Source organism: Micromonospora sp. WMMD710 (assembly GCF_029626045.1).
Classification (GTDB): domain Bacteria; phylum Actinomycetota; class Actinomycetes; order Mycobacteriales; family Micromonosporaceae; genus Micromonospora.
Genome location: NZ_JARUBD010000001.1, coordinates 4,020,214 through 4,039,592, shown reverse-complemented (window position 1 = coordinate 4,039,592; position 19,379 = coordinate 4,020,214). Strand labels below are relative to the sequence as shown.

Annotated in this window: 18 protein-coding genes, 1 tRNA gene and 1 other RNA gene; 14 read left to right on the top strand and 6 right to left on the bottom strand. The window is 70.8% G+C overall.

What is annotated here, in order from left to right; genetic code table 11:
• Positions 1-83 precede the first annotated feature (83 nt).
• Positions 84-3,008 (top strand): preprotein translocase subunit SecA, encoded by a 2,925-nt coding sequence (secA, locus tag O7620_RS18610; RefSeq protein WP_151487632.1) that lies wholly within the window; start codon positions 84-86, stop codon positions 3,006-3,008.
• Positions 3,009-3,315: 307 nt separating this feature from the next.
• Here the strand turns inward: secA and O7620_RS18605 are convergent, their stop codons facing one another.
• Positions 3,316-3,897 carry an Rv3235 family protein gene (locus O7620_RS18605; protein WP_151487631.1) on the bottom strand — a complete coding sequence of 194 codons (582 nt, stop codon included), beginning with the start codon at positions 3,895-3,897 and terminating at the stop codon, positions 3,316-3,318.
• A 192-nt stretch (positions 3,898-4,089) separates the two neighbouring features.
• Complete coding sequence (locus O7620_RS18600) at positions 4,090-4,317, bottom strand: helix-turn-helix domain-containing protein (protein ID WP_088946326.1); 228 nt, start codon at positions 4,315-4,317, stop codon at positions 4,090-4,092.
• A gap of 216 nt (positions 4,318-4,533) precedes the next feature.
• Between O7620_RS18600 and O7620_RS18595 the strand changes: the two genes are divergently transcribed.
• Complete coding sequence (locus O7620_RS18595; protein ID WP_278124071.1) at positions 4,534-5,043, top strand: hypothetical protein; 510 nt, start codon at positions 4,534-4,536, stop codon at positions 5,041-5,043.
• A 12-nt stretch (positions 5,044-5,055) separates the two neighbouring features.
• Here O7620_RS18595 and O7620_RS18590 read toward each other — a convergent pair whose 3' ends face one another.
• Positions 5,056-6,093 carry a hypothetical protein gene (locus O7620_RS18590; protein ID WP_278124070.1) on the bottom strand — a complete coding sequence of 346 codons (1,038 nt, stop codon included), beginning with the start codon at positions 6,091-6,093 and terminating at the stop codon, positions 5,056-5,058.
• A 406-nt stretch (positions 6,094-6,499) separates the two neighbouring features.
• On the opposite strand from O7620_RS18590, the gene pruA reads away from it, so the two are divergent.
• The 10 genes from pruA (at position 6,500) to O7620_RS18540 (ending at position 14,902) form a co-directional block, all read left to right on the top strand.
• A complete protein-coding gene (gene pruA / locus O7620_RS18585) occupies positions 6,500-8,128 on the top strand; it encodes an L-glutamate gamma-semialdehyde dehydrogenase (protein WP_278124068.1) in 1,629 nt (542 codons plus the stop codon).
• A 175-nt stretch (positions 8,129-8,303) separates the two neighbouring features.
• Positions 8,304-8,819 (top strand): PadR family transcriptional regulator, encoded by a 516-nt coding sequence (locus O7620_RS18580; RefSeq protein WP_151487627.1) that lies wholly within the window; start codon positions 8,304-8,306, stop codon positions 8,817-8,819.
• 64 nt (positions 8,820-8,883) lie between these two features.
• Positions 8,884-10,005, top strand: a complete 1,122-nt coding sequence (gene prfB / locus O7620_RS18575) for a peptide chain release factor 2 (protein ID WP_151487626.1) — start codon at positions 8,884-8,886, stop codon at positions 10,003-10,005.
• Positions 10,006-10,123: 118 nt separating this feature from the next.
• The gene (ftsE, locus tag O7620_RS18570) at positions 10,124-10,804 is read left to right on the top strand and encodes a cell division ATP-binding protein FtsE (RefSeq protein ID WP_030331491.1); all 681 of its coding nucleotides are present in this window, start codon (positions 10,124-10,126) and stop codon (positions 10,802-10,804) included.
• A gap of 67 nt (positions 10,805-10,871) precedes the next feature.
• Entirely contained in the window at positions 10,872-11,747 is an 876-nt protein-coding gene (gene ftsX / locus O7620_RS18565) for a permease-like cell division protein FtsX (RefSeq protein ID WP_151487625.1), read from the top strand.
• 151 nt (positions 11,748-11,898) lie between these two features.
• Positions 11,899-12,378, top strand: coding sequence for an SsrA-binding protein SmpB (gene smpB, locus O7620_RS18560; RefSeq protein WP_151487624.1), 480 nt, complete (start codon positions 11,899-11,901; stop codon positions 12,376-12,378).
• Between the two features lie 105 nt (positions 12,379-12,483).
• Positions 12,484-12,859: a transfer-messenger RNA gene (gene ssrA, locus O7620_RS18555) on the top strand.
• 80 nt (positions 12,860-12,939) lie between these two features.
• A complete protein-coding gene (locus tag O7620_RS18550) occupies positions 12,940-13,350 on the top strand; it encodes a hypothetical protein (protein ID WP_278124063.1) in 411 nt (136 codons plus the stop codon).
• Positions 13,351-13,420: 70 nt separating this feature from the next.
• Positions 13,421-13,903 (top strand): hypothetical protein, encoded by a 483-nt coding sequence (locus O7620_RS18545; RefSeq protein ID WP_278124062.1) that lies wholly within the window; start codon positions 13,421-13,423, stop codon positions 13,901-13,903.
• A gap of 45 nt (positions 13,904-13,948) precedes the next feature.
• Entirely contained in the window at positions 13,949-14,902 is a 954-nt protein-coding gene (locus O7620_RS18540) for a hypothetical protein (protein ID WP_151487621.1), read from the top strand.
• A gap of 11 nt (positions 14,903-14,913) precedes the next feature.
• Here O7620_RS18540 and mdlC read toward each other — a convergent pair whose 3' ends face one another.
• On the bottom strand, positions 14,914-16,509 hold the full coding sequence (mdlC, locus tag O7620_RS18535; protein ID WP_278124060.1) for a benzoylformate decarboxylase: 1,596 nt from the start codon (positions 16,507-16,509) through the stop codon (positions 14,914-14,916).
• Between the two features lie 132 nt (positions 16,510-16,641).
• Positions 16,642-17,442, bottom strand: a complete 801-nt coding sequence (locus O7620_RS18530; RefSeq protein WP_278124059.1) for an S-methyl-5'-thioadenosine phosphorylase — start codon at positions 17,440-17,442, stop codon at positions 16,642-16,644.
• Between the two features lie 172 nt (positions 17,443-17,614).
• Here O7620_RS18530 and O7620_RS18525 point away from each other — a divergent pair, with 172 nt between their 5' ends.
• Positions 17,615-18,205 carry a YqgE/AlgH family protein gene (locus O7620_RS18525; RefSeq protein WP_151487618.1) on the top strand — a complete coding sequence of 197 codons (591 nt, stop codon included), beginning with the start codon at positions 17,615-17,617 and terminating at the stop codon, positions 18,203-18,205.
• A gap of 89 nt (positions 18,206-18,294) precedes the next feature.
• Positions 18,295-18,367 (top strand) — tRNA-Ala (locus tag O7620_RS18520).
• 76 nt (positions 18,368-18,443) lie between these two features.
• Here the strand turns inward: O7620_RS18520 and O7620_RS18515 are convergent.
• Positions 18,444-19,319, bottom strand: coding sequence for a X2-like carbohydrate binding domain-containing protein (locus O7620_RS18515; protein ID WP_278124056.1), 876 nt, complete (start codon positions 19,317-19,319; stop codon positions 18,444-18,446).
• Between the last annotated feature and the right edge of the window lie 60 nt (positions 19,320-19,379).

Sequence of the window (19,379 nt, the reverse complement as noted above, 5' to 3'; positions counted from 1 at the left end):
TGTGACGGACCACCGCCACCAGTGACCATGGCGCCGATGGAGCGCCTACGATGGTTCGAGACTGTCTAGGGGAGCGTTGATCCGTGTCGATTCTGGAAAAGGTCCTTAACGCGGGCGAAGGCCGCATGGTGCGCCGGCTCAAGGCCATCGCCAATGCCGTCAGCTCGATCGAGGACGACTACGTCAACCTCACCGACGAGGAGCTGCGCGGCATGACCGAGCAGTTCCGGGAGCGGCTCGCCGACGGCGAGACCCTCGACGACCTGCTGCCGGAGGCGTTCGCCGTGGCCCGCGAGGCGGCCGCCCGGGTGCTCGGCCAGCGGCCGTACGACGTCCAGGTGATGGGTGGAGCGGCGCTGCACTTCGGCAACATCGCCGAGATGAAGACCGGTGAGGGCAAGACGCTGACCTCGGTCATGGCCGTCTACCTCAACGCGCTCTCCGGCGACGGCGTGCACGTGGTCACCGTCAACGACTACCTCGCCCAGCGCGACGCGGCCTGGATGGGCCGGGTGCACGAGTTCCTCGGGCTGACCGTCGGCGTGGTGCTGCCCAACCGGCCGGCCAGCGAGCACAAGGCCGCCTACGAGTGCGACATCACCTACGGCACCAACAACGAGTTCGGCTTCGACTACCTCCGCGACAACATGGCCTGGTCAAAGGACGAACTGGTCCAGCGCGGCCACAACTTCGCGGTGGTCGACGAGGTCGACTCGATCCTGATCGACGAGGCCCGTACCCCGCTGATCATCTCCGGTCCGGCCGAACACTCGGCCCGCTGGTACGGCGAGTTCGCCGGCGTGGTGGCCCGGCTCCAGCCCGGCACCGACGGCGAGGGCGACTACGAGGTCGACCACTCCAAGCGCACCATCGCGGTGACCGAGCGCGGTGTCGCCAAGGTCGAGGACCGGCTCGGCATCGACAACCTGTACGAGTCGGTGAACACTCCGCTGGTCGGCTACCTCAACAACGCCATCAAGGCCAAGGAGCTGTACAAGCGCGACAAGGACTACATCGTCAGCGACGGTGAGGTCCTGATCGTCGACGAGTTCACCGGTCGCATCCTGCACGGTCGTCGCTACAACGAGGGCATGCACCAGGCGATCGAGGCCAAGGAGGGGGTGGAGATCAAGCAGGAGAACCAGACCCTGGCCACCATCACCCTCCAGAACTACTTCCGCCTCTACAACAAGCTGTCCGGGATGACCGGTACGGCGCAGACCGAGGCGAGCGAGTTCAACAAGGTCTACAAGGTCGGCGTCGTGAGCATCCCGACGCACCGCCCGATGGTCCGCGAGGACCGGCCGGACGTCATCTACAAGACCGAGAAGGCCAAGTTCAACGCCGTCATCGAGGACATCGCCGAGCGGCACCAGCTGGGCCAGCCGGTGCTGGTCGGCACCGTCTCGGTGGAAAACTCGGAGATCCTCTCCCAGCTGCTGCGCCGCCGCGGCATCCCGCACAACGTGCTGAACGCCAAGTTCCACGCCCGGGAGGCCGAGATCGTCGCCCAGGCCGGGCGAAAGGGCGCGGTCACCGTGGCCACCAACATGGCCGGCCGCGGCACCGACATCCTGCTCGGCGGCAACCCCGAGTTCCTCGCGGCCAACGACCTGCGCCAGCGCGGTCTCGACCCGCTGGAAAACGAGGAGGAGTACGCCAAGGCGATGGAGGAGGTCCTGCCCACCTGGAAGCAGGCCTGCGACGCCGAGGCGGACGAGGTCTCCGCCGCCGGTGGCCTGTACGTGCTGGGCACCGAGCGGCACGAGTCCCGTCGGATCGACAACCAGCTGCGCGGTCGCGCCGGCCGGCAGGGCGACCCGGGCGAGTCCCGCTTCTACCTGTCGCTGCAGGACGAGCTGATGCGGCGCTTCCGGGCCGGCGCGGTCGAGGCGGTGATGGAGCGCTTCAACATCCCGGAGGACGTGCCCATCGAGTCGAAGATGGTCACCCGCCAGATCAAGAGCGCCCAGGCCCAGATCGAGGGCCAGAACGCCGAGATCCGCAAGAACGTGCTGAAGTACGACGAGGTGCTCAACAAGCAGCGCCAGGTCGTCTACGCCGAGCGGCTGCGGGTGCTCAACGGTGAGGACCTGTCCGACCAGGTCCGCAACATGATCGACGACACCGTCGAGGCGTACGTGCGGGGTGCCACCTCCGAGGGCTACGGCGAGGACTGGGACCTGGAGCAGCTCTGGTCCAGCCTCAAGCAGCTCTACCCGGTCGGCGTGACGATCGAGGAGCTGGAGGAGGACGCCGGCGGCTCCCGGGCCGGCATGGATGCCGACTTCCTGGTCGCCCGCCTCAAGGAGGACGCGAACGCCGCGTACGACCGCCGCGAGGAGCAACTCGGCACCGAGGGTGTGCGCCAGCTCGAGCGGATGGTGCTGCTGCAGGTCATCGACCGCAAGTGGCGCGAGCACCTCTACGAGATGGACTACCTCCAGGAGGGCATCAACCTCCGGGCGTACGCCCAGCGTGACCCCGTGGTGGAGTACCAGCGCGAGGGCTTCGACATGTTCGCCACCATGATGGACGGCATCAAGGAGGAGACGGTCGGCTTCCTCTACAACGTGGACGTCCAGGTGACCGAGCCGGAGCCCGCGGAGTCGGAGGAGGTCACGCTTCTCGACAAGCCGGTGGAGATCCGGGCCAAGGGTCTCAACCGCGCCCCGCAGCGCCAGGGCCTGCAATACTCGGCCCCCACCATCGACGGTGAGGCCAGCCCGGGTGCGGTGGCGGTCGAGCAGGCCGAGCAGCAGGCGCCCGCGCTCGGTGTGGGCCGTCCGGCCCAGGCTGCACCGGCGGCGCCGGGGCAGACCGCACCGTCCGCCCCGCAGCGGCCGGCCTCCGGGCTGCGTGGCCCGGCGCTCCCGACCGCCGGCTCCCGACGTCCAGCGCCGAACCAGGCGGACGCCGGCAACGGCCCGTCGCGCAACGCGCCGTGCCCGTGTGGCTCGGGCCGCAAGTACAAGCGCTGCCACGGCGCCCCCAACGGCGGCAACTGACCGACAGCAGTCCCGACGGGCCCCGGCCGATCTGGCCGGGGCCCGTCGGCGTCTCGTCTCCAGCCTCGCGCGCCCGGCCCGGCCCGGCCCGGCCCGGCCCGGCCCGGCCCGGCCCGGCCCGGCCCGGCCCGGCCCGGCCCGGCCCGGCCCGGCCCGGCCCGGCCCGGCCCGGCCCGGCCCGGCCCGGCCCGGCCCGGCCCGGCCTCGCCGACTGGCCCCGCGTCGGTGTCGGCCGCTTGAGAAGTGCCCGCGTCGGGGGGCTCTCGAAGGGCCTGTCGGCCGGGGTGCTGGCCGAGGCGACGGGCGGTCAGAGGACGTGTAGGGCGGTGCAGAGCCAGCGGCCTCGGCGGTGCTCCAGGCGGAGCGCCATTGCCCAGCTCCGCCCGCCGTCGCCGGTGAACACGGCGGCGGCCTCCACCGCCGCGTCCCGAGGTTCACAGACGCGAAGACGGAGCAGCCGGGCCAGCGGCCTCGTACCGCGGCGGCGGGGCGTCCCGGCCCGCCCGGACGCCCGTGCCAGTTCGATCAGCAGGTCGCCGGACCGGGTCGGGTCGAGCAGTGGCCGGACCTGTGCGGGCGAGCGGTAACCGTTGACCGCCTCCAGACACGTGCTGACGAAGCGGTGCGCGGCCCGGGTCGCCTCGGAGACCGTCGCGGACGGCAGCGGCGCACCCGGGTGGCCGGCGGGCCGACCGGGCACCGGACGCAGCGAGCGGCGGCGCTCCGGCGGTCGGGCCTGGTCCTGTCGGGACGCGGCGAACAGGTCGAGGGCGAGCTGGCCGTGGGTCGGCGCCGGCCAGTACGCCCCGTCGGCCTCGTCGGTGTACGGCGGATCGATGGGTGGGGCGGGGCGCAGCCGTACGGGTGGTCGGGACGGACGCTCACTCATCGCAGCCCTCTCGATCTTGCGTTTGCCTTCGTTTGCCTCCGACACCATAGATTCTGAGCGATGGCGGCACCGGGGTCAATGGCAACAGTGGGGAGGGATGCGCCGTCGCAACGCGTGATCCGCGCCGTTTCGCCAGTGGCGGGTTGTCCAGGCCGCGCGGATACCGCGACATCGGCGAGACGGAGTGGATTCTTACTCCGGATCGCGGTCGACCAGGGGATTGCTCTGCACCCACTCGGCGGTCTCGTCGTACTTGCGGGCTATGTACTCCTCCAGTCGAGCGCGCTCGACACGCCACTGGCCGCGCCCACCGATCTTGATCGCCGGCAACTCTCCGCTGCGCACCATGTGGTAGACCTGCGAGTCCGACACGTTCAGCTCGGTGGCGACGTCGGACAGCAGCAGGAACCTGGGCTCCACAGAAACTCCCGGGGTTGATGTCGTTTGGCTCAGTTTGCCACCGACAGCGCCGACCGCCCAGCACCGGAACAGCACCGGTCCCGGACCGGCGTCGGCGGACACACCGGCGGGGAGCTTCCGCCGATCGGAGGTGCGGTGTATGACGGTCACGGCGTGCGGCATGATCTGCGCCCGTGCCGGCGGCCGCCGGCGCAGGACCGAGCGGGGAGACGACCGGTGAACCACGAGCTTGTGCGGGTGTACGTACCGGCGACCGTACCGATGCTGGCCCGGCTGCGTGAGCAGGGCCTGAGCGCCGACCAGGCGCACGCCGTGACCCCGGCGCTGCGCGAGTGGTACGCCGAGGGCGACGAGGAGGAGCTGGAGTACGTCGCGTTCACCCGGGCCGCCCAGGACGCGCTGCACCTGCTCCGGGACGACCCGAGCGCACCTCGCCGCCGGGTGGTCGTCTCGGCCGACCTGCCGCCGGCCGCGCTCGGGCGGGGCGACGGCGAGCTGGGATCCAGCACGGTGACGTTGGCCGACGTCGTGCCGGTCGGTGCCGTGGCGGCGATCCACGTGGACGGCGCGGACGCCGTCGAGGAGGTCGCCGCGGCGGCCGACGTGGTGGCCGAGGCCGCCGCCGGTGACCCGGACGCCCAGTTCACCGTCGACAGCGCCGAGGACCACGAGCTGGAGTGGTACGACGTGACGGAACTGGACCTGCTGCTGCGCGCGGCCGGCTGAGTCGGCCGTGGGTCAGCGGGCCGGGTCCGTTTCGACGGCGTCGGCCGGCTCGTCCGCCTCCGCCGGGGAGTCGGGCTCGTCGTCGTCGGTGTGTGCCGGTCCGAGTGTGCGGCCGAACGCGATGAGCGCGGTCAGCGCGCCCACGAACAGCACCCAGATGCCGTTGTCCACCCGCGACGTGCCCAGCGAGGTCTGCGCCACCGCGTCCGCCTCACTGAGCGCGCTGGCCAGGTCCAGCAGCGAACGGCCCCCGATCCGGATGATCACCTCGGCGACCAGCAGGAGCAGCCCCGGCCCGGCGCCGGCGAGCAGGTACGCCGGCCAGCGCAGTGCGGGCGTCGCCGGGTCGCGGCGGACGGCCCGCCGGCGCGCCCAGGCCAGATAGCCGAACACGAGCAGGCCGGCGAGCAGGCCGGCGATGAGCGATTCGGTACGTGACACCCACTTTGCCGCGTTGACCATCGACTCCTGGCTGTCGCCCGCGCCGAAGAGGTCGAACAGCGGATCCCGGGCCTGGCTGAACGCCACCACGAAGAGCAGGGTGCCCAGGGCGGCGGTCACCACGGCGCCGACCGTCGGGGCCGAGCGCGCGCCGGCGATCGCACCACCGATGACCGCGGCGGCGGCGGTGGTGCCGGCGATCACGTTGGTGATCGAGGTGTCGAAGTAGGTCAGGTTGATCGCCAGCGCGGCGGCCAGCCCGACCACCATTCCGACGCCGATCGCCCCGACGAAGCGCAGGGTGACCCAGTCGCCGTAGCGGCGGGCCAGCAGGTTGCCGCCAGCCAGCGCCATGGCCGCCCCGGCCACCAGCGCGGCCGAGATCACGCCGGGCAGGGCGAACGCGGAGAGGCTGATCGCGGTGATCCCGGCCGAGGCCGAGGTGATGGCCTCCCGGGTCGACCAGAGCATGGCGGTCAGCCAGCCCAGCGCCAGCAGCGCGAGCACCGCCGCGCCGGGGGCGGGTGCCGGACGGCCGTTGGGGATGGCCGCATCGACCGCCGCTTCGTTCGACTCCGCGGCCGTGACGCGGCCGGGCTGCTTGGTCATCGTCTTCCCTTCGACGCGGCAGGTCACCGACCACTCAGGGTACGCGGGCCCGCGGGCCCGCGGGCCAGTCCGTCGCCCCGGGACGGTCCGCGCCGGCTGGGAGCCCTCGGCGTGCCGGCCGGGCTGCCCGGCGTCCGGCGTGGGCGGGCCACCCGGCGTCCGGCGTGGGCCGGCTACCCGGCGCAGGGGCGGATCGTCGGATCGAGCCCGATCGGTAAGGAGAGAAGGGGTGGGCCGGTCCTTGGCCCAGTGAGGTGGCCCAGGTGGGGCGCGCGGCCCCGCATGGGAGAATCCTGCGAGGTCCCGCCGCTGCTCGGCCCTCCCGTGCGGCGTCCGGTGTCCGGCCATCCGGTCGGTGCCCGCGGGTCCGGTTTCGCCACTGCTGTCGAGATCGCCAGGAGCCTTGATGGATGCCGTGTTCTCCGTACCCGAGCCGCGCAACGAGCCGGTTCGCAACTACGAGCCGGGCAGCACCGACCGGGAGCGGCTCCAGCGGCGGCTGACCGAGCTTGCCGCGGAGCGCGTCGACCTGCCGATGACCATCGCTGGCGAGCAGCGGATGGCCGCCGGCGATCCGATCAACGTGGTGCAGCCGCACAAGCACGCCCACGTGCTGGGCGTGACCGCGCACGCCACCCACGACGACGCCCGCGCGGCGATCAAGGCGGCCAAGGACGCCGCCCCGATGTGGCGGGCGCTGCCGTTCGAGGAGCGCGCGGCGATCTTCCTGCGCGCCGCCGAGCTGCTCGCCGGCCCGTGGCGCGACACCCTCAACGCCGCCACGATGCTCGGCCAGTCGAAGACCGCGATCCAGGCGGAGATCGACTCGGCCTGCGAGTTCATCGACTTCCTCCGGTTCAACGTGCACTTCGCCCGGCGCCTGCTCGAGGAGCAGCCGGCGTCGTCGCCGGGCGTCTGGAACCGCTTCGACCACCGCCCGCTGGAGGGCTTCGTCTACGCGGTCACCCCGTTCAACTTCACCGCGATCGCCGGCAACCTCCCGTCGGCGCCGGCCCTGCTGGGCAACACGGTGATCTGGAAGCCGGGCCCGACCCAGCAGTTCGCCGCGCACTTCACCATGCGCCTGTTCGAGGCCGCCGGCCTCCCGCCCGGCGTGATCAACATGGTGACCGGCCGGGGCGAGGAGGTCTCCGACGTCGTGCTCGCCGACCCGGACCTGGCCGGCATCCACTTCACCGGGTCGACGAGGGTCTTCCAGCAGTTGTGGCGGACCGTCGGCGACAACATCGCCCGCTACCGGGGTTACCCCCGGCTGGTCGGCGAGACCGGCGGTAAGGACTTCGTGGTCGCGCACACCAGTGCCGACGTGGACGCCCTGCACACCGCGCTCATCCGCGGCGCGTACGAGTACCAGGGTCAGAAGTGCTCGGCGGCCTCGCGGGCGTACGTGCCGCGTTCGCTCTGGGAGGGTGGGCTGCGTGATCGGCTGGCCGCGACCACCGACTCGTTGACCTACGGTGACGTCGCCGACTTCAGCAACTTCGGCGGTGCGGTGATCGACGACAAGGCGTTCGCCCGGCACACCGCCGCGCTGGAGTTGATCGCCGGCGACGACAGCTGCCGGGTGCTGGCCGGCGGCACCGCCGACGACTCGGTCGGCTACTTCGTCCGGCCGACCCTCTTCGAGTGCGGCGACGCCGCGCACGAGACGTTCACGACCGAGTACTTCGGGCCGATCCTGGGCGTGCACGTGTTCGACGACGCCCGCTTCGACGAGGTGGTGGCGCAGGCCGAGTCGATCGCCCCGTACGCGCTGACCGGGTCGGTGTTCGCCACCGACCGGCAGGTGGTCGACGCGGTCGCCGAGCGGATGCGGTACGCGGCCGGCAACTTCTACATCAACGACAAGCCGACCGGCGCGGTGGTTGGGCAGCAGCCCTTCGGCGGTGCCCGGGCCAGTGGCACCAACGACAAGGCGGGCTCCTGGCTGAACCTGGTCCGCTGGGTGTCGCCGCGCACGATCAAGGAGACGTTCGTGCCGCCGACCGACCACACGTACCCCCACATGGGCTGACCGTCGACGACCCGCCGGCGGCGCGCGTGGCGCCGCCGGCGGTCGGCCGATCGTCCCAACTCATCGATAGTCCTCAACGGACAGTCTGCCGCCGACAGTGCACTTAGGAAGTCCTGTCGGGTGGCAAACTGCCAAATCCTGGACGCCGCGTGCGCAAAGTGGCAGCGTAGTGGCCATGGCGGAATCCGGAGTCAACCCTACGGCGGCGGCCCTTCTCGGCCTCCTCCACGAGGGCCCGATGACAGGCGGCCAGTTGATGGCCGCCGCTGAGCGCCGACTGGCGCCGTACTGGTCGATGACCCGCAGTCAGGTCTACCGCGAGTTGCCGGTGCTGGCGGAGCGGGGTTTCGTGCGGCTCGGCAAGCCGGGGCCGCGAATGAGCCAGCCGTACGCTCTCACCGCCAGCGGGAAACGGACATTTTCCCGTTGGCTGGCGGAGAACCCGGGGCGGGACACCATCCGCAACCCGATAGCGCTCCGGATGGCCTTCGGCAACCTGCACTCCGCCAGCCAGTTGAAGGGCCTGTACGCCTCCGCCAACGAGTACCACACGGAGGCCCTCGCCCAGGTACGCGAACAGGTCAAAAACGCCAAACGGGACGGCGAGACCTACGACGCCAGCGCGCTGGAGTTCGCGGTCGCCTACCACCGGGCGGCCCTGTCGTGGCTGAAAACCGCCCCCGTCGGGTGACGATCGGCGGGTTCCCGCATACGCGACGAGCTGGGCTGCCTACGGCACAGTACGCTTGTCTGTCGTGACCGCTGCCGATTACGCCGAACAGCTCAAGGAACTCGACGCGACCCTGCGAAACATCGAGGCCGTCCTCAACATCGACCGTCTCCACGAGGACAAGGCCCGCCTTGAGCAGGAGGCGTCCGCCCCTGACCTCTGGGACGACCAGGCCAAGGCCCAGCAGGTGACCTCGCAGCTGTCGTACGTCAACGGCGAGATCAGCAAGCTGGGCAGCCTGCGCGCCCAACTCGACGACGCCCGGGTGCTGCTGGAGCTGGCCGAGGCCGAATCCGACCCGGGTGTGCTCACCGAGGTCGAGGCGGAGATCACCGGGTTGACCAAGTCGATCCAGGAGATGGAGGTCCGCACCCTGCTCTCCGGCGAGTACGACTCCCGGGAGGCGTTGGTCGCCATCCGGGCCGGTGCGGGTGGCGTGGACGCGGCGGACTTCGCCGAGATGCTGCTGCGGATGTACCTGCGCTGGGCGGAGCGCCACGGCTACCCGACCGAGGTCTACGAAACCTCGTACGCCGAGGAGGCGGGCCTCAAGTCGGCCACCTTCGCGGTCAAGGTGCCCTACGCGTACGGGACGCTCAGCGTCGAGTCGGGGACGCACCGCCTGGTCCGGATCAGCCCGTTCGACAACCAGGGCCGCCGGCAGACCAGCTTCGCGGGCGTCGAGGTCCTGCCGGTCACCGAGCAGACCGACCACATCGACATCCCGGAGAACGAGGTACGGGTCGACGTCTACCGCTCCTCCGGCCCCGGTGGGCAGAGCGTCAACACCACCGACTCGGCGGTCCGACTCACCCACATCCCGACCGGCATCGTGGTGACCTGCCAGAACGAGAAGTCCCAACTGCAGAACAAGGCGTCCGCGCTGCGGGTGCTGCAGGCCCGGCTGCTGGAGCGCAAGCGCCAGGAGGAGCAGGCCAAGCTGGAGGGGCTCAAGGAGAACGCCGCCGGCTCGTGGGGCGACCAGATGCGCTCCTACGTCCTGCACCCGTATCAGATGGTGAAGGATCTCCGAACCGAGCAGGAGACCGGCAATCCGAGCGCGGTCTTCGACGGCGAGTTGGACGGGTTCATCGAGGCGGGTATCCGTTGGCGCAAGCAGCGTCAGCTCGCTGGCGACGGTGCGTGACGGCTCGCGGGCGGAGCGCGTCGTCGATCTCCAGGTAGAAGCCTGATTCGACGACGCGCGCCGGATCTATGGGGCGTGGGGCTTGGCTCAGTTGTTACACCGCGTAGACTCACCACCCGTGATTCAGCTTGAGCAAGTGACGAAGACGTACCCGAAGGCGTCCCGGCCTTCGCTCGACAACGTGTCCGTCTCGATCGAGAAGGGCGAGTTCGTCTTCTTCATCGGTCCATCCGGCTCCGGCAAGTCCACAATCATCAAGATGCTGCTGCACGAGGTCGCCCCCAACAAGGGCCGCGTCGTCGTCAACGGCAAGGACGTCACGTCGATGCGCTCGTGGAAGCGACCCCACTTCCGGCGTTCGATCGGCTGTGTCTTCCAGGACTTCCGGCTTCTGCCGAACCGCACCGCCTACGAGAACGTGGCGTTCGCTCTCGAGGTGATCGGCAAGACCAAGGCGGTTGCCCGCCGGGTCGTGCCGGAGGTGCTGGAGCTGGTCGGTCTCGGTGGCAAGGAGCACCGCTACCCGCACGAGCTCTCCGGTGGTGAGCAGCAGCGGGTCGCCGTCGCCCGGGCGTTCGTGAACCGTCCGCTGATCCTGCTGGCGGACGAGCCCACCGGAAACCTGGACCCGGACACCTCGATCGAGATCATGCGCCTGCTGGACCGGATCAACCGCACCGGCACGACCGTCGTGATGGTCACCCACGATTCCAACATCGTGAACCAGATGCGCCGCCGCGTCGTCGAGATCGAGAGCGGTCGCATCGTCCGTGACCAGGCCCGCGGCGTCTACGGGTGAGCCGGCGCTCCACCCCTGCGCAGCCTGACGACGAACACCACATGCCGGAGACCCGGAGGAAATCCCGATGCGCGTGAAATACGTCCTGTCCGAGGTACTGGTCGGACTGTGGCGCAACGTGACCATGTCCATCGCGATGATCATCACGATGGCGGTCTCGCTGACCATGCTCGGCGCCAGCGGTCTCATGTACCGCCAGGTCGACGACATGAAGGACCTCTACTACAAGAACATCGAAGTCTCGATCTTCTTGAACCAGGAGGTGAGCGAGCAGGAGCGCACAGAGCTGCAAACCAAGCTCGACGGCGACCCTCTGGTGAAGGACGTCCTTTACGTCAACAAGGACGAGGCGTACAAGCGCTTCAAGGAGATGTACCAGGACGCTCCGGACCTGGTGAACGCCGTCAAGCCGGACCAGCTGCCCGAGTCGTTCCGGCTCAAGCTGAACAACCCGGAGCAGTACAAGGACATCTACGACCAGTACAAGGACACGGCGGGCGTCGACGAGATCGTCGACCAGAGCCGCCTGCTGGACAAGATCTTCAACATCCTCACCTCGATCCAGAACATCGCGCTGGCCGCGGCCATCGTGATGGCGATCGCCGCCCTGCTGCTGGTCGCGAACACCATTCAGGTGGCCGCGTACAGCAAGCGGCGCGAGGTGGCGGTCATGAAGCTCGTCGGTGCGTCCAACTGGTTCATCCAGGCGCCGTTCGTGCTGGAGGCTGTCGTGGCCGGCCTGATCGGCTCGCTGCTCGGTCTGGTCGCTCTCGTCGCGGCGAAGTATCTGCTCTTCGACGGGTCGCTCAGCGCGTTGCAGGGCCTGCTCTCGCCGATCAGCTGGGGTGACATCCTGTTCATCTTCCCGCTGATGGCCGGCGTCGGTGGCCTCGTGAGCGCCGCCACCGCCTGGATCACCCTGCGCTTCTACCTGCGGGTCTAGGCACCGTACGGGTCGTCCCGTCGTCTCCCGGGGACCCTCCCGCGGCCGGAAATAAACGGCGCGGGAGGGTCCTTGTCATTCAGGTAACATGATCGGTTGTCCGGCCGGGGTGACCCCGGCCGAGGACGACGCAGGAGAGGGGGTGGCACCGATGCCACGGGAAAAGGGGCGCAAGGTGGTCGCCTCCAACAAGAAGGCGCGCCACGACTACTCGATCCTCGACACGTACGAGGCGGGCATGGCCTTGACCGGCACCGAGGTCAAGTCGCTGCGGGCCGGGCGGGCGTCGCTGGTCGACGCGTTCGCCCAGGAGCGCGACGGCGAGTTGTACCTGCACGCCATGCACATCCCGGAGTACACGCAGGGCACCTGGACCAACCATGAGCCCCGGCGTACGCGCAAGCTGCTGCTCAACCGTGTCGAGATCGACAAGCTCGTCGGCAAGACCCGCGAGGGCGGTTTCACCATCGTCCCGTTGCAGGTGTACTTCGCCGACGGCTGGGCCAAGGTGGAGATCGCCCTGGCCAAGGGCAAGAAGTCGTACGACAAGCGTCAGGACCTCGCCAAGCGGGACGCGGACCGGGAGATCGCCCGGGTGTCCGGTCGACGCGGTAAGGGAATGGACGACTGATTCATCCCATTTGTCCTGGTCGGCACGCCCGGCCCGGGCCTCGGGATGAAAGGCGTTGCGGCAGGCGTTAGTCTTGTCAGTGCCGCCACATCGGTGGCCTGTCGAGGGGGTGACTGGTTTCGACTTCGTACGCAGCGACAGGGGAAGCGAGCCGAGGAAGCCGACGTCGTCTCGAGAATCGGTCGTCGGAAACTTATAAGCGCCAAGAACAATCGCGCTGACTTCGCTCTCGCCGCCTGAGGCGAGTAGCTAAGTCTGTCGGCCTGGGAACGCCTTCGTCCCAGTAGCCGGCATCAGCTAGAAGGCTGGCCAATCGGACCCGGTCGCGGGGTCCGAGCGGCGAGATCAATCAGCGACTGGGCCCGTCACACCAACTTGCTCGCGTGAGCGGTGGGGCCGAGTAGAGGCACAGCGAGCTGCGCTCGGAGAAGCCCTGACAAACCGGCGAAGGACCCGGGTTCGATTCCCGGCACCTCCACCACCTCGAGCGAAGCGCCCCGGCCCCACGGCCGGGGCGCTTCGTCGTGTGGACGCTGGCCCTCACTCGCCTACGCTGCCGGTGTGACGAACCAGCAGCTGCGCCTGTCGGTCGGCGCTCCGCCCGGCCGGCGCGCCGTCGCGATGGTGGTCGGCGTCCTGGTGGCGGGCGTCGGTGCGGCGTTCGTGCTGCTGCCCCTGATCGCTGGCGGGCTACTGCGTCGGCTGACCGGCCCGGGTGACGCGCTCGCCTCCTACGAGGAGGCTCGCGACCTGCCGCCGGGGATGCTGCTGCCCACCCTGCCGCCGTCCGAGTTGCGGGCGCTGGCCGACGCGAATCGCGGCGAGCCGACCCGACGACCGACCCGATGGCGACGTGGCCGGCGAGCTGCGCCGCCTGGCGGAGCGCCCGTCAGGCGACTGAGCGCATCGCCGGACCCGCTCGGCGGAAGGGACGCGGGGACGGTGACCGAAGGAGCAGATGAGGGCTCTTGAGCCCCTGGACAGGGACGGCGGGCGGGTTCACCATCGCGGTATGGGGTAGCAGCGCCGCGCGGGAGGTGCCATGGTCACCGGTCCGGTCCACCAGCCGTCACACGTGCTCTCCGCTCCCGATCCGTACCCCGCTGGTCTTCCCGGCGAGCCCCGGCCCGCCGGGCTCGCCGGCGACGTGCACGCCCTCGCCCGGGCGGTCGCCGTCGCGACGTCCGAGCCGCGCTGGCGCGAGGACGTGCTGCTCCGCCTGCGGCCGGTCGAGCAACGCTTCGCCGAGCACGTCCGGGTCACCGAGGGCCCGGCCGGTCTCTACCGGGAGCTGCTCGCCCACTCGCCCCGCCTGCACCACGGGGTACGGCTGTTGACCCGGGAGCACGCCGGGATCGTCGCCGCCCTCCGGGCCGTGCGACGGCTGGCCGAGCACTGCGACGTCAGCCCCGACGAGGTGCGGCACCGGGCCGGGTACCTGCTGCGGACGCTGGCCCGCCATCGGCGACGCGGCGCCGACCTGCTCTGGCAGGCGTACCAGACGGATCTGGGTGGCGAAACCTGAGCGTCGGCCCGGGAACCGGGGTGTCGACGGGCGCGTCGAACCGGCATGCGTCGACCGGCTCTGCTGCTCGTACTCCCGCTGCTGCTCGCCGCGGGCTGCGCCCCGACCGGCGCCGGCCCGGCGGTCGGGCCCACCGATCCGGCAGAGCGGTCGGCGGCGTTCGACCAGCGGGCCACCGAGGTCGCGCAGGCGTGGCGGCCTGACGCGAGCTGGCGAAGCGGGTACGTCCCGTTGCAGGGCCCGACCGTGCTCGTCGGCGATCCACGCTTCACTCCCGACACCGAGGCGGCGTTCCGGGCCGGCTGGTACCGCGAGCAGGTCCCGATCACGCCCATGCGGGTCGGCGGGGAGATCCAGTTCCCGGACGGTCGCCTCACCGTGCCGCTGGTCAACGCGGTCGAGGCGTACCGGCAACTCGACCAGGGTGATCCGCCACCCTGCCCCGGGCGACCGAAACGGCCCGGCCTGCCGAGCCCCGGTGGCCCCACCGTCGAACCAGGACCGGACGGCTGGGCCACCAGCACGACGCAGACCGCCTGCCTGCCGCTGACCGTCACCGGCGTCACGTTGGGGGCCGTGCCGGTCCACACCAGCCGGGGCGAGGCGCAGGTGCCGGCCTGGCTGTTCACGATCGAGGAACTGGCCGTCCCGGTGGCCCGGCTCGCCGTCGCGCCGACGGCGGTGACGGCGGTCCCCGAGCCCACCGTGCCGCCCCGGCCCCTGCCGGACGGGCTGGTCGGTGCGCAGGACCTGGTGGCCGTCGACGGGGCACGGGTGACCGTCCGGCTCGGCGTCGGCGCCTGCGACACCGGGATCACACCGCTGGTGCGGGAAGGACCCGACGCCGTGGTGGTCGGTGGCGCCGTCACCCGATCCACCGGAGTCTGCATCGACCTGCTCAAACTCGAACCGGTCACGGTGACCCTCGCGGCACCACTGGGTGCCCGGCCGGTGCTGGACGCCTTCACCGGAGCTCCGCTGTCGATCGCCGCGCGCTGAGGTGGACCGGGTCAGAGGATGCTGGGCACGTCGGTGCTGATCGGCACCGGCAGGACGGTGGGACGGTCGGCGCGCAGCCCGGCGGCGAGCGCCGCGCCGAGCTGGTCGGGTGTCTCGGCCACCTCGGTGGCGCAGCCGTAGCCGGCCGCGATGGCGGTGATGTCCAGCCCCGGCAGATCCAGGCCGGGCACCCCGGGCGTCTCCTTCAGCTCGGCGAACGCCTTGAGGATCGCGTACTGCTGGTTGACCGGGACGACGACCACCACCGGCAGTGCCAGGCGCGCGGCCGTCCACAGCGCCTGCACCGAGTAGTGGAACGAGCCGTCGCCGATAACCGCCACCACCGGCCGACCCCGCCCGGTGTCCCGCTCGGCCAGCGCCACGCCGATCGCGGCCGGCAGACCGTAGCCGAGGCCACCACTGGCCATCGTGAAGTACGACGCGGGCCGGGTGACCCGCAGCTGGCGGCGCAGCGCGGCCAGGTTGGACGGTGACTCCTGCACCAGCACCCCGTCGGTCGGCCAGTGCGCGGCCAGCGCGGCGAACAGGGCGTCGGCGCTCAACGGCACGGTCACCTCCGGCGCCGTCGGCGTGGCGCGGGGTGCCGGGGCGGGCCGGTCGGTCTGCGGTATCCGGTCGAGCAGCGCGGCCAGGGTCAGCCCGGGGTCGCCGAGCAGGCTGTCGCCGACCGGCGCGCGGGCGGCCTCGTCCGGGTCGTCCGTGACGTGCAGCAGACGGGTGCCCGAGGGCAGGTGCTCGCCCGGCACGTACGGGTAGTAGCGGAACACCGGGGCGCCGACGACGAGCACCGTGTCGTGGCCGCTCAGCGCCTCGGCCAGCGGCCCGATCGCGAACGGCAGCACCCCACGAAAGTGCGGGTGGTCCTCCGGGAAGACGGCCCGCTCCGGTGCGGGCGCCGACCAGACCGGTGCGGCCAGCCGCTCGGCCAGCGCGACCGCGCTCGCCCAACTGCCCGAACGGTCCACTCCCGGCCCGAACACCAGCACCGGGTCGCGGCTGCCGGCCAGCATCCGGGCGAACTCGTCGAGCCGCTGCGGATCCGGGCCGAACCGGGTGGCCACCGAGCGCGGCTCGGGCGTCGTGCCGGCCGGCTGGGCCCAGTCGTCCATCGGCAGCGAGAGAAAGACCGGGCCGGCCGGCGGTTGCACCGCGGTGGCGTACGCCCGCAGCACCGCCGCCGGGATGTCCTGCGCCCGGGCCGGCTCGTAGGCCCACTTGACGTACGGCTGCGGCAGCTCGGTGGCGCGGCGGCTGGTCAGCCGTGGTTCGAGCAGCAGCATCTCCCGGGTCTGCTGGCCAGCGGTGACGATCAGTGGGGTCTTGTTGTGCCAGGCGGTGACCAGGTTGCCCATGCCGTTGCCGGTGCCCGGGGCGGTGTGCAGGTTGACGTGCGCGGGCACGCCGGCGGCCTGGGCGTAGCCGTCGGCCATGGCGACCGCCGTCGCCTCGTGCAGGGCATGGACGTAGTGGAAGTCGGCCGGGAAGTCCCGCAGGAACGGTTCCTCGGTGGAGCCGGGATTGCCGAAGACGGTGGTCATGCCGAGGGTGCGGAGCACGTCGTACGTGGCGTCCCGGACCGTTGCCATCGCCGCCTGCCTCCGTATCGCGTGCAGGGGCGACCGTGGTCGCCCTCCCGATCAACCGAATCTATCGGGATGTGACGGACCTTTCGGGCGTTTCCCGGGCGCCCGTGGCGACGCGCTCGTGGGCGCGTCGACTCAGGGCAGCGCGAAGGGCAGGGTGATGCCGTCCAGCGCCCGGCCACAGGCGCAGTCCTGAGCGGCCGGCAACGCCGCCAGCGCGTCCAGCAGCACGTCCCGCAGCCGGTCGGTGTTCGCCGCGAAGACCCGGAACACCTCGTCCTGCGTCACCGACTCGCCCGCCTGCACCCCGGCGTCCAGATCGGTGATCAGCGCAATCGACGAGTAACAGATGGCCAGTTCCCGGGCGAGGACCGCCTCCGGGTGGCCGGTCATGTTGACGACAGTGCCGCCGATCGAGGCGAACCAACGCGACTCGGCCCGGGTGGAGAACCGGGGGCCCTCGACCACCACCACCGTGCCGCCGTCCACGGCTGAGACGTCCCGGCCCACCGCGGCGGTGAGCAGCGAACGCCGGCCGTTCGGGCAGTACGGGTCGGCGAACGGCACGTGCACCGCGCCCCGGTCGTAGTAGGTCTGCGCCCGACCGCTGGTCCGGTCGATCAGCTGGTCCGGCACCACGAACGTGCCCGGCCCCAGCTCAGGGCGCAGCCCGCCGACCGCGCACGGGGCGAGCACCTGGCGTACGCCCAGGGAGCGCAACGCCCAGAGATTGGCCCGGTAGGGGATCAGGTGCGGTGGATACCGGTGGTCGCGACCGTGCCGGGGCAGGAACGCGACCCGCCGCCCGGCGACCTCGGCGATGGTCACCGCATCCGACGGTGGGCCGTACGGGGTGTCCAGCTCATGCGTGGTGCCGTCGAGGAGCGCGTACAGGCCCGAACCGCCGATCACCGCCACGTCCGCCGTCGGTGCCATTGACCCTCCGTCTTAACTGTCCGATCACCTGCCGGTCAGACCTTAGCCAGCGCCCGGGACGCAGGCTATGGTGCCAGGCATGGCGTTGACAGCGCGGCTGATCCCGGTGCACCGTGCGGATCCGGTGGGTGACGGATCCCCGGTGCGGGCTCACGGTTGACGGGTGTGTGAGATGCAGGGAGAGGGCCAGGCGATCGGCGGACGAGCGATGGAGTCGATGACCGGGCGACTGCTGGTCGCGACTCCGGCGCTCAAGGACCCGAATTTCGACCGTACGGTGGTGCTGCTGGTCGCCCACGAGCCGGGCGGCGCGCTCGGCGTGGTGCTGAACCGGGCCACCGAGGTGCCGGTGGCCGACGTGCTCGGCGACTGGAGCGACCTGGCCCGCCACCCGGCGGTGCTCTTCGAGGGCGGCCCGGTGCAGCCCGACTCGGCGATCTGCCTGGCCCGGATGCGGCACCCGATGCGCCGGGTCAAGGGGTTCCACCAGGTCTCCGGGGCGGTCGGCACGATCGACCTGTCGGTCGACCCGGAACGGCTGCGGGAGAGCATCGGCGGGATCCGGGTGTTCGCCGGCTACTCGGGGTGGGGCAGCGGGCAGTTGGAGCAGGAGATCGCGGACGGCTCCTGGTTCGTGCTGGACGCGCTGCCCGGTGACGCCTTCGTCGACCGGCCGGACGACCTGTGGCCGATGGTGCTGCGCCGGCAGGGCGGGATGATGGCCGCCGTCGCCCACTTCCCTCCGGACGTGGCGCTGAACTGACCCCGGCCCGGCGGTGACCCCCGCGAGATGACCATGCCGGCCGGTCTGTGTATAGTTTCCCAGTGCCCGGGCGACCGGGACGACCGCAAGGGGCCGTGGCGCAGCTGGTAGCGCACCACACTGGCAGTGTGGGGGTCAGGGGTTCGAGTCCCCTCGGCTCCACCTTGCGAAGACAGGCCAGCGGCCCGGTTGATGATCATCAACCGGGCCGCTGTCTGTGCTGCACCCGACCTGCGGGTCAGGCGGGGCTGCCGGTCACCGACGTACCGGCCTTCGTCACGCGGTACGTGATCTGTGTGCCGCTCCAGAAGTGGAACGTCAGGGTGACCACACCGTCGTTGACCTCGGCGAAGAACTCCGGCTTCATGATGATCGTGTTCGCGCCGTAGTCGGGTTGGAAGCTGCTCCAGAACTCCTTGTACGAGGTCCAGTTGGCTGGGCCGGCGGGGCTGCCGTCGGCGTACGTGGCCTCCATGGTGGCGAGCTGGTCACCGCGGAACTGGGTGGGGATGACGAGTGAGCTGGTCGTCCCGTTTGCGGCGGTCTGCGTCGGGGGGTCGTAGGAGATGATGCTGATCGACCACGGCACACCCTGCGAGAAGGTCGCCTCCAGGCTGGCGTTGACGCCCGGCGCGCGGTTGCCGACCAGCCGGGTCAGCGCCGCGCTGGTCAGGGTCAACGTGTTGCCGGACACGGTGTAGTCGGTGCCGTTGGTCAGGACGGTGCTGCCGTGGCGCAGGCTCCGGAACGAGGCGCCGTTGAGGTTCAGCGTGAGGGACCTGCTGGTGATGGTGCCGCGCCGGCGTACGTAGATCTGGTCCGACGACGCCGTGGCCGAACGGGTGGTCCAGCTCGCCTTCATCAGCGCGTACAGACCGGGGTCGCGCCACTGCAGGTCGTTGCGGTTGAGGAACGAGCCGGCGTCCCAGAGCATGGTGGTGAGCTTGCGGATCCGCGCCTGGTAGCCGACCGCCTCGAAGTACTTGAGCAGTTCGCCGCGTTCGATGATGCCGGGCCGGGTGTAGTCGTAGCTGAGCAGGGCCCACTCGCCGACGATCACGGGGATGCCCCGGGCGACGAGGGTGTCGTGCACCCGGTCGAAGCCGTCGACCATGTCCTGCTCGACGTTGGCGTCGTAGCGGGTGCCGCCGGCGATGTTGACGCTGAACGGCCA

What these genes read in the sequence shown, in the direction of transcription:
- pruA (WP_278124068.1), top strand. Translation starts at nt 6,500, where the DNA reads ATGGATGCCGTGTTCTCCGTACCCGAGCCGCGCAACGAGCCGGTTCGC.
- mdlC (WP_278124060.1), bottom strand. Translation starts at nt 16,509, where the DNA reads ATGGCAACGGTCCGGGACGCCACGTACGACGTGCTCCGCACCCTCGGC.
- O7620_RS18605 (WP_151487631.1), bottom strand. Translation starts at nt 3,897, where the DNA reads ATGAGTGAGCGTCCGTCCCGACCACCCGTACGGCTGCGCCCCGCCCCA.
- smpB (WP_151487624.1), top strand. Translation starts at nt 11,899, where the DNA reads ATGCCACGGGAAAAGGGGCGCAAGGTGGTCGCCTCCAACAAGAAGGCG.
- O7620_RS18515 (WP_278124056.1), bottom strand. Translation starts at nt 19,319, where the DNA reads ATGGTCGACGGCTTCGACCGGGTGCACGACACCCTCGTCGCCCGGGGC.
- O7620_RS18590 (WP_278124070.1), bottom strand. Translation starts at nt 6,093, where the DNA reads ATGACCAAGCAGCCCGGCCGCGTCACGGCCGCGGAGTCGAACGAAGCG.
- ftsX (WP_151487625.1), top strand. Translation starts at nt 10,872, where the DNA reads ATGCGCGTGAAATACGTCCTGTCCGAGGTACTGGTCGGACTGTGGCGC.
- O7620_RS18545 (WP_278124062.1), top strand. Translation starts at nt 13,421, where the DNA reads ATGGTCACCGGTCCGGTCCACCAGCCGTCACACGTGCTCTCCGCTCCC.
- O7620_RS18580 (WP_151487627.1), top strand. Translation starts at nt 8,304, where the DNA reads ATGGCGGAATCCGGAGTCAACCCTACGGCGGCGGCCCTTCTCGGCCTC.
- O7620_RS18530 (WP_278124059.1), bottom strand. Translation starts at nt 17,442, where the DNA reads ATGGCACCGACGGCGGACGTGGCGGTGATCGGCGGTTCGGGCCTGTAC.
- O7620_RS18525 (WP_151487618.1), top strand. Translation starts at nt 17,615, where the DNA reads ATGCAGGGAGAGGGCCAGGCGATCGGCGGACGAGCGATGGAGTCGATG.
- O7620_RS18540 (WP_151487621.1), top strand. Translation starts at nt 13,949, where the DNA reads ATGCGTCGACCGGCTCTGCTGCTCGTACTCCCGCTGCTGCTCGCCGCG.